Source organism: Delftia sp. ZNC0008, from assembly GCF_000799035.1.
Taxonomy (GTDB): Bacteria; Pseudomonadota; Gammaproteobacteria; order Burkholderiales; family Burkholderiaceae_C; genus Comamonas; species Comamonas tsuruhatensis.
Genome location: NZ_JTKZ01000042.1, coordinates 1 through 3,837, shown reverse-complemented (window position 1 = coordinate 3,837; position 3,837 = coordinate 1). Strand labels below are relative to the sequence as shown.

Below are 3,837 nucleotides of genomic sequence, written 5' to 3'. Positions count from 1 at the left end.
CCCTCTCTCGCTGCGCGGGAGGGGGACGACACCCTCGGTGCGGGGCGGCCCTTCCTCGGCGTCACTGGGCTGGGCCGCGCCGGTTTTCGACGCGGCGGGCATGCATCAGATTGGTGCCAGATGGTTCCGATGCGGCGCGTGCACCAAGCTGCCCGGCCCTCTTGCACCACGATGGAACGCAGGCGGCCATGAACCGGCCTTCGCGGGCTGGCGCGCTGTTTGCTTGGGTGGTTGGCAAGAGTAGAAGCGTTCAGCTTGCCGGCCTGTGCCGGCGCGGGTCATTGCTCTTGAAGCGGGTGCGGGAGCGGCGTGGCTGCGACCTGTGCCCTGTCAGCCACTTCAAGAGCGACGGGCGGGACCGGTGTTTTTTTGCGCCGGCCGCTGCGTGCCTTGCCACTGCCTTTGCGGCAAAGGAAACAGACCATGAACATGCTTGCCAACTCCACCCTGCCTTCGGCACCGGCGTCAGATTACGCGCTGGGTGAACTCGCCAAGGAGGCCCGCATGGGCGGCCAGGGGCAGGAGACGCGCGCACGGGAGGTGCGCGTGATCGACATCTCCGACTTCGACCGCCGCAAGGCCGAGATCGCCGATGCGATCTGGCAGGCCTCGGTGGAGATCGGCTTCTTCCAGGTGTCGGGCCACGGTATTCCCCAGCCCGATATCGATGCGGCCTTCGGGCGTGCCGAGCAGTTGTTCGCGCTGCCGCGCGAGGTGAAGGCGCAGTGGCCGCTGTCGCGCAATGCGGGCTGGGAGCACAAGGCGCAGATCCGGCCTTCCACGCGCACGCCCGACCAGAAGGAGTCCTACCAGGTGACGCGCCCGCGCATGGCCGGCCTGTGGCCCACGCAGCAGGAGCTGCCGGGCTTTCAGCAGGCCACGCTGGACTTTGAGCGCCAGTGCTGGCAGGTGGGCATGCAGCTGCTGTCGTGCTTTGCGCACAAGCTGGGCTTTGATGCGGACTTCTTCACGCGCGCCCACGACCCTTCGGTGCCCGCCTACCAGAGCACGCTGCGCATGCTGCACTACTTCGCGGTCGATCCCGCGCTCAAGGATGAGCTGGGCCTGTGGCGCGCAGGCGCCCACACCGACTTCGACTGCCTGACCCTGCTGTTCCAGCGCGCGGGCCAGGGCGGCCTGCAGGTGCTGCCGGGCAAGGAGATGGAGGGCCAGCAATGGACGCCCGTGGACCCCGTGGAGGGCGTGATCACCTGCAACATCGGCGACATGCTCACGCGCTGGAGCGACGACCAGCTGCCCAGCAACTTCCACCGCGTGCGCAATCCCCTGCCCCATGAATACCAGGGCGCGCGCTACAGCCTGGCCTTCTTCTGCCAGGCCAACGAGGACGCGGTGATCGAGGGCCCGCAAAAGAAGTACCCGCCCATCACGGGCGCGGAGTACCTGCGCCAGCGCATCAGCGCGAACTTTTCCAACAAGTACTGAGCCCGGCCGGGGCCGTGGCCGTGGCCGGAAACGACAAGGCCCCGGAGTCCGGGGCCTTGCCTGTGTCTGCGATCGGTGGTGGTGTTGATCAGCGCAGCGATTCGATCAGGTCGATGTACTGCTGCTTGGCATCGTCGGCCGAGGTGTCCTTGAGCTTTTCCCAGGCGTCCCACTTGGCGCGGCCGACCATGTCGGTGAAGCTGGGCTTCTTGGCCTCGTTGTCGCCTTCGGTGGCCTGCTTGTACAGCGCGTAGAGCTTGAGCAGCGTGGCGTTGTCGGGGCGCTCGCTGATCGAGGTGGAGTTCTTGACGGCGGCCTCGAAGGCGGCGTTCAGATCGGACATGGCGGGTCTCCTGGTGGGCGTTTCGTGTAGCGGCACAGTGTAGCCAAAAAAGCAGGAATTTAGAACGACCGTGCTTTTTTCACTGTCATCCGAACCGAGACCGGCTACGCCCCTCCTATGCTGCGCTGCACAGGTGCCCGGCCATGGGCCATAGGTCTGCCTCGCAAGGCACGGGGGCCGGCGCCTGGCCCCGGGCGCTGTCCGGTTGCAGGATGCGGCCGTGCTCCATCACGACCACGCGGTCGGCGACGGCGAAGGACTGCTGGCGGTCTTGCGTCGCATAGACGGCCGTACAACCCAGGCTGCGCAGCAGCCGGGGAATTTCCTCGCACAGGCGCTCGCGCAGGTTGCCGTCGAGGCCGGACAGGGGTTCGTCCAGCAGCACCAGGCGCGGGCGCTCCACCACGGCGCAGGCCAGCGCCGCGCGCTGCTGCTGGCCGCCCGACAGGCTGCCGGGAAGGCGCTCGCCCATGCCCTGCAGCCCGACCAGGCCCAGGGTCTGCTGCACCCGCTCGTGGATCTGCGCGCGAGGCAAGCCGCGCATCTCCAATGGGAAGGCCACGTTGGCCTGCAGGCTCATATGGGGCCAGAGCGCATGGTCCTGGAGCACCAGGCCCAGGTCGCGCCGCTCGGGCGGCAGGGACTGCGAGGCGCTGGCCACGCACTGCCCGCCCATCCAGACTTCGCCGCGGCTGGGCTGCTCCAGCCCGGCCAGGATCTTGAGCAGGGCGGTCTTGCCGCAGCCCGAAGGACCCAGCAGGGCCAGCACCTCGCCGGGCGCGATCTTCAGGCTGATGTCCTGGAGCACGGCACGCCCGCCGTGGATGCGCTTGAGCTGCCGGGCTTGGACGGCCACGCCCTGCGCGGCGGCCGTGGAGGATTCGATGGAGGTCACAGGGACCGCATGCTAGGTGCGGTGTGTGACATGCCGGTGTCAGCGCTCTACCGCCTTGCACATCACTCACGGCCGTCGAAACTGGCGCCACCAAGCGAGGGACACCAAGGAAGGGCCGCCCCGCACCGAGGGTGTCGTCCCCCTCCCGCGAAGCGAGAGAGGGGGAAGGCGCAAAGCGCCTCAGGGGGTGTGTTGCGTAGCCTCGCTCAGCCAGCGCTGGGCCAGCTTCACCCAGAACGTGGCGCCCTGCGGGATCAGCTGGTCGTTGAAGTCGTAGCTGGGGTTGTGCAGCGTGCAGGGACCGCCGCCGTGGCCGATGGCGCGGTGGTCGCCGTCGCCATTGGCGATGAAGCAGTAGGCGCCGGGCTTTTCCAGCAGCATGAAGGCGAAGTCCTCGGCGCCCATGGACGGCTCCTGAGGCAGCACGTTGGCCTCGCCCACGACCTCGGCCATGACGCGGCGTGCGAACTCGGCCTCGGGGGCGGAGTTGATGGTGGGCGGGTAGTTGCGCACGAACTCGAACTCGCAGCGCGTGTCATGCGCCGCGCAGATGCTCTCGGCCAGGGTCTTCATGCGCCGCTCGATCAGGTCCAGCACCTCCAGCGTGAAGGTGCGCACCGTGCCCTGCAGCTCCACGCTGTCGGGCACCACGTTCGTGGCCTCGCCCGCATGGACCATGGTCACCGAGACCACGCCCGCCTCGATGGGCTTGACGTTGCGGCTGACGATGGTCTGCAGGCCCAGGATGAGCTGGGCCGCCACGGGCAGCGGGTCGATCACCATGTGCGGCATGGCCGCGTGGCCGCCCTTGCCGCGCACGACGATGCGGAACTCGTTGCTCGACGCCATGGCCGGGCCTGGGCCCACGGCCATGGTGCCGGCCTTCATGCCCGGCCAGTTGTGCATGCCGAACACGGCCTGCATGGGGAACTGGGTGAACAGGCCGTCCTCGACCATCTCGCGCGCCCCGCCGCCGCCCTCTTCGGCCGGCTGGAAGATCAGGTGCACCGTGCCCTCGAAGCTGTCGCGGTGCGCGGCCAGGTACTGCGCGGCGGCCAGCAGCATGGCCACGTGGCCGTCATGCCCGCAGGCATGCATTTTTCCGGCATGGCGGCTGGCGTGCTCGAAGGTGTTGAACTCCTGCATGGGCAGG

At 68.4% G+C, this 3,837-nt stretch carries 4 protein-coding genes; 1 reads left to right on the top strand and 3 read right to left on the bottom strand.

Annotated features, from left to right (window positions below; genetic code table 11):
• Positions 1–423 precede the first annotated feature (423 nt).
• Positions 424–1,446 carry an isopenicillin N synthase family dioxygenase gene (locus L995_RS01305; RefSeq protein WP_047468388.1) on the top strand — a complete coding sequence of 341 codons (1,023 nt, stop codon included), beginning with the start codon at positions 424–426 and terminating at the stop codon, positions 1,444–1,446.
• A gap of 88 nt (positions 1,447–1,534) precedes the next feature.
• Here L995_RS01305 and L995_RS01300 read toward each other — a convergent pair whose 3' ends face one another.
• The 3 genes from L995_RS01300 to L995_RS01290 all read right to left on the bottom strand — a co-directional run.
• Entirely contained in the window at positions 1,535–1,789 is a 255-nt protein-coding gene (locus L995_RS01300; protein WP_012203065.1) for an acyl-CoA-binding protein, read from the bottom strand.
• A gap of 115 nt (positions 1,790–1,904) precedes the next feature.
• Positions 1,905–2,684, bottom strand: a complete 780-nt coding sequence (locus L995_RS01295; protein WP_047468382.1) for an ABC transporter ATP-binding protein — start codon at positions 2,682–2,684, stop codon at positions 1,905–1,907.
• 180 nt (positions 2,685–2,864) lie between these two features.
• The coding region (locus tag L995_RS01290; protein ID WP_047468380.1) for an amidohydrolase at positions 2,865–3,837 on the bottom strand (973 nt) is incomplete at its 5' end.